Origin of the sequence: Actinomyces sp. oral taxon 849 str. F0330 (assembly GCF_000239715.1) — a bacterium.
GTDB classification, from domain to species: Bacteria; Actinomycetota; Actinomycetes; order Actinomycetales; family Actinomycetaceae; genus Actinomyces; species Actinomyces johnsonii.
In genome coordinates this window covers 60568-65151 of the sequence record NZ_JH470357.1, presented here as the reverse complement: position 1 = coordinate 65151, position 4584 = coordinate 60568, and the positions used below count along the sequence as shown (strand labels likewise).

Below are 4584 nucleotides of genomic sequence, written 5' to 3'. Positions count from 1 at the left end.
GCCGCTGAGGACCCCGCGCCACCGCGAGCAGCCGGGCACGGCGAGCAGGTCGACGGCGACCAGCGCCATGAGGATGGCGTTGACCTGCGCGTACTCCATGGTCTTGGGGAAGGGCTCCAGCGCCACCACCGCGATCAGCGCGAGCCACGGTGCCAAGCCGTGCGCCGTCCGGTTCCCGGCCCCCAGGCGCCTGAGGGCCGCGTACGCCGTCACGGCGGCGCACAACGGAGTGGCCACGACCAGCAGCACGGTGGCCGATTGGTACGACATCCGGGTCAGGGGAGCGATGAGCCAGGCCGCCAGCGGCGTGTAGGTGAAGGGCCATAGGTGCTGGGGCGGGTTGGCGTACCAGGAGTAGAGGTCCCCGCCGTCGAGCCACTGACGGACCGCCTCGTAGTAGACGAAGGAGTCCAGCTTGAAGACCAGCCGCCCGCCATCGTCCACCAAGGAGTGGTGAGCGGGCAGCAGTAGTGCCAGCCATCCGAGGATGGAGACTGACGGGGCCGACACGACGGCGCGCGCGGCTGCGACCAGGCGTGAGGACGGGGAGGCCGGCGCGCGGTCCTCGCGGTTCTCCGCACCGGTACCGGGCGTCGCGGAAGGAGACTCGTTTTGTGGGTTCCCTGCTATGGACATCGTGCTGAGTGTAGAAGAGGCACATAGCCCACCGGGAATCGAAGACGGATCGGCTGAATATCACTGGGAGGTCAGGCCGCGGGTGGTCCGTGCGCGCTTGAGGGCGGAAAGGCCCACGATCCCGACCACGACGGCGGCCCAGGCGAAGCCCGCCACCGCGAGGTACACGGCGCGCGAGCCCCCGGCGTCCGCGGCCTGCCCCGCCAGCAGGGACCCGACCGAGACCCCGACGTTGAGCGCGGTGCTCACCCAGGCCAGGCCCTCGGTGAGCTGGGAGGGGGCGACTGTCACCTGGATGATGTTGTTGCCGCTGGTCAGGGTCGGGGCGATGGCCAGACCCGTCATGAGGGCCAACGCCGACAGCACCACGAGATTCGGCGCCAGGGAGAAGGTCGAGGCGCCCACGGCCAGTCCCACCAGCCCGACCATGAACTGCTTCCACAGCGGCCACCCCCACGCGCGCGAGCCGTAGAGGAGGGCCGCGATGAAGGACCCCACGCCCCAGACCGCCAGCACCAGGCCGGAGGCCGACTTGTGCCCGGCCTCGGTGGCGAAGGCGACCGCGGCGACGTCGTTGGCCCCGAACATGGCCCCCGAGATCAGGAAGACGACGACGACGGCCCCGACGGTGCCGTAGCGCAGGACCGGTCGGAGCCCCGCGGAGTCGTGAGCCGCGCCCTCGGCTGCGCCCCCGGTGCCCTCGGCTTCCTCACCGGCGCGCTGCGGTCGGCGAGGGTGGGGTGCTGGCTCGGTGGCGCGTTGGCTGAGGAACCACAGCCCGCCGAACAGCTGCATCACCAGGCAGGCAATCCAGCCCGAGGTCACCGGGATGATCGACGTCGTGCACAGGGCGGTGGCCAGTACCGGACCAAGGATGAAGGCCACCTCGTCCAGCGCCGCCTCCAGGGAGAAGGCCGTGTGGATGTCCTCGGGACGATTGAGCAGCGCCGTCCAGCGCGCTCGCACCAGCGAACCCATGGAGCCGGCCAGCCCGCCCGCCAGGGCGGCCAGCACGGCCAGGAGCCCCAGATGGGCGTGGGCGTGGGCCCCGGCCGCCAGTGCGATCAGGCTCGTCGCCGACACGATGGTCGCGGGCAGCATGACCCGTGACTGGCCGTAACGGTCGACGCACCTGGCCAGGATCGGCGCGCCGATGGCCAGCGCCACGAAGTTCGCGGCGCTGACCAGTCCTGCGGCCGTGTAGGAGCCGTAGAGTCCCTCGACGGCCAGGATTGTGGAGATCCCCACCATCGACATGGGGAACCGGGCGATGAGGCCCGCGGTCGAGAAGGACCGGGCGCCAGGACGCGTGAGAATCGTGTTGTAGGAGGTGGCCATGCGAGAAATTGCGTGCTACTGGGAGAGTTCGGGTCGGTGCCCGAGCCGGTGGAGGACCGGCTCGAGGCGGGACCGCTCAGCGGCTGTGGCTGGTGGACTCCACCCCGCTGCGATTGACGGTGAAGCCCTCCCCGCTGACCTGGCTCCAGCACTGCATGCCCGAATCGGTGGAGGTGCAGGCGAAGCTGTCATTCTTGGCGGACTCGGTGTAATCGAGGGTTTGGTCGCTGGGGGTGAAGGCCGAGCCGCAGGACTGGGTGGACTGTCCGTCGGCGGCGATTTTGACCGTCAATGGCCGTGAGGCGGGACAGGAGGTGGTCTCCTCGTGGTTCTTGATGACGCAGGTGACGTCGTTGTTCCCCAGGGTGCAGGTGATGTTGCCGCTGGGGGCGCTGAAGGCGGGCATGTCGCTCCGCGCGTTGGCGGGCGCGGGGGCCTTAAGCGTGGGCGTAGCCGAGGCGCTCGGGGTGGCCGATGCCTTGGGCGAGGCCGACGTGCTGCTCGGCGTGGCACTGGCCCGGTCCGCGTTCTGGCCGCTCAGGGTCGTGGGCAGGGGGTCCGAGCCCTTGGCCGAGTTGCTGCCGCTGCCTCCGTAGGAGTACCAGCTCACCAGGAAGATCAGGATGGTCATCACGATGATGGCCAGGATCAGCAGGACGCGGTTGGAGGTCAGGAAGGAGGATGGGGCCGAGGAATCGTCGTCGGTGCCGACGCCGAAGACGCTGGCGCTGTCATCGGATGCGGAAGCGGCCTGCGTTGCCGCGGGACTGGCCGTGCTGCGAGGCTGAGAGACGTTGGCGGACTGCTGGAAGGTCTGTTGAAGAGCGGGCTGGGCCGGGCGGGCCGGTGACTGCGAGGGGATCGCCTGCGTGGGCTGGAACGTCGAGTTGGCCACGGCCGGGTCGCCCGTGGCCAGAAAGCTGTCGACTTGGGTGTTGGCGCCGGCTGTGCTGAAGGCGCTGGACGCACTCGCGGCGCTTCTGGAGCTGGTTGCGGAGGCCGCTGAGGCCGCTGAGGCTTCAGAGGCTGCGCTGCCGGGCTGGAGCGAACGGGGCAGGGTCACCTGAGTCGGGGCCTCGGAGGACCTGGCCGACGGCGAACCGGGCTGGGAGCCAGGGGGCGAGACGACCGCCAGCCGCGGTGAGGCCTGTGGGGACTGAGCTGACTGGGGCCTACTGCTGCGAGAGGCCAGGGCGGCGTCGACCGCGGGGTCGCCCAGGGTGCCCAGCCACTCCAGGAGGGCGGGGTAGGTCCGCGGGTTGGCGGCGATGTAGGGGCGCAGACCGGGGTAGTTCTGCGCCAGCTGGTGGAGGGTCTCCAGCTCCGCGTTGGGATCCTGCGCGCGCGCGACAAGCTCATCCTTGGCCTGAGACATGCTGGGTCCTTCGAGGGTCGGGAAAACTGCGTCGGTCCAGGTTGTGATCGGTACCCGGGTCCGTCGCAGGGCGGGCACCGGGACCACCCGCGATACCGGGTCAGGGAACGCGGTACTGCCCTGGTGGCGCACGGACCGGGGATCCGGCCACCCGGAAAGACTACCCGAGGACCTCGTGGTGCCGACTGCCTGACGGGTCACGGTCGCGGCTCTGCGGGGTCGACCGGTGGTCCCTCGTCACGGGCGGCAACGGGTGGTGGAGGGCTCCGCCCGGGAGGGTCCCGGGCGCCGGAGCCGTTCGCCTTCGGACCGCTCCAGGCTCCCGTATGGTGGAATCTTCGCCGTGGTGCGGTGGTTCAGGACGGTGTGCTGGGGTTTACTAGGGGAGTGCAAGCAACGCAGGTGAAAGGGAGATGATGACCGAGCACGTTCGTGCCGATGCCGAATCCCTGGTGATCCGTGGCGCCGACGGCGTCGGGGCTTCCGGGGTCGTCGTCGGCGCGGCCACCGACGTGGGGCGCTTGCGTACGATCAACGAGGACGGCTACCTCGCCATCGCCCCGGCCTTCGTCGTTGTTGATGGAATGGGCGGGCACGCCGCCGGCCGGATGGCCACGCAGGTCGCCCTCGACTCCCTCTACTCGCTGGCCGGAACGACCGTCACCGATGTGGAAACGGTGGTCCGCGCGGTGATGGCCGCACAGGAGGCGATTGTCGCCATCCCATCCCATGCCGCCTACCTGCCCGGCGCGACGATCGCCGGCGTCGTCCTGGCCTGGATGCAGGACGAGCATGGGGCAACGCGGCCGACCTGGGTCATCTTCAACATCGGTGACGCCCGGGTCTACCTGCTGCGCGACGACATGCTCTCCCAGGTCACCCGGGACCACTCCCGGGTTCAGATCCTGGTCGAGACCGGCGAGATCACCCCCGAGCAGGCGCGGCGCGACCCCCGCCGCAATGTCGTCACCCGCGCGCTGGGAGGGGGGATCGCCGACTCCGCCGTCCCCGATCTCTACAGCGTTCCGGTCGCTGCCGGAGACCGCCTGCTCGTGTGCTCCGACGGTCTGAGCGACGAGCTCGACGACGAGGCCATCGCCACCGTGCTGGCCGCCGGCTACACGGCGCAGCGCACGGCCGAGCTCCTGGTCGCGGCCTCACTGGAGGGGGGCGGTCACGACAACACCACGGCCGTCGTCGTCGACTCCATCGAGGTTCCGACCCCGCTCACGCAG

The 4584-nt window shown here is 70.2% G+C and carries 4 protein-coding genes; 1 reads left to right on the top strand and 3 read right to left on the bottom strand.

The features are described 5' to 3' along the window. The 3 genes from HMPREF0975_RS11835 to HMPREF0975_RS11825 all read right to left on the bottom strand — a co-directional run. On the bottom strand, positions 1-636 hold a 636-nt coding region (locus tag HMPREF0975_RS11835; RefSeq protein ID WP_009234422.1), incomplete at its 3' end, for a glycosyltransferase family 87 protein. Between the two features lie 60 nt (positions 637-696). Further along, entirely contained in the window at positions 697-1974 is a 1278-nt protein-coding gene (locus HMPREF0975_RS11830; RefSeq protein ID WP_009234421.1) for an MFS transporter, read from the bottom strand. 76 nt (positions 1975-2050) lie between these two features. After that, a complete protein-coding gene (locus HMPREF0975_RS11825) occupies positions 2051-3349 on the bottom strand; it encodes a variant leucine-rich repeat-containing protein (RefSeq protein WP_009234420.1) in 1299 nt (432 codons plus the stop codon). Positions 3350-3765: 416 nt separating this feature from the next. Here HMPREF0975_RS11825 and HMPREF0975_RS11820 point away from each other — a divergent pair. Further along, on the top strand, positions 3766-4584 hold an 819-nt coding region (locus tag HMPREF0975_RS11820), incomplete at its 3' end, for a PP2C family protein-serine/threonine phosphatase (protein WP_009234419.1).

Excerpts from the sequence above, each read along its gene's own strand:
- HMPREF0975_RS11825 (WP_009234420.1), bottom strand. The coding sequence starts at position 3,349 with ATGTCTCAGGCCAAGGATGAGCTTGTCGCGCGCGCGCAGGATCCCAAC.
- HMPREF0975_RS11830 (WP_009234421.1), bottom strand. The coding sequence starts at position 1,974 with ATGGCCACCTCCTACAACACGATTCTCACGCGTCCTGGCGCCCGGTCC.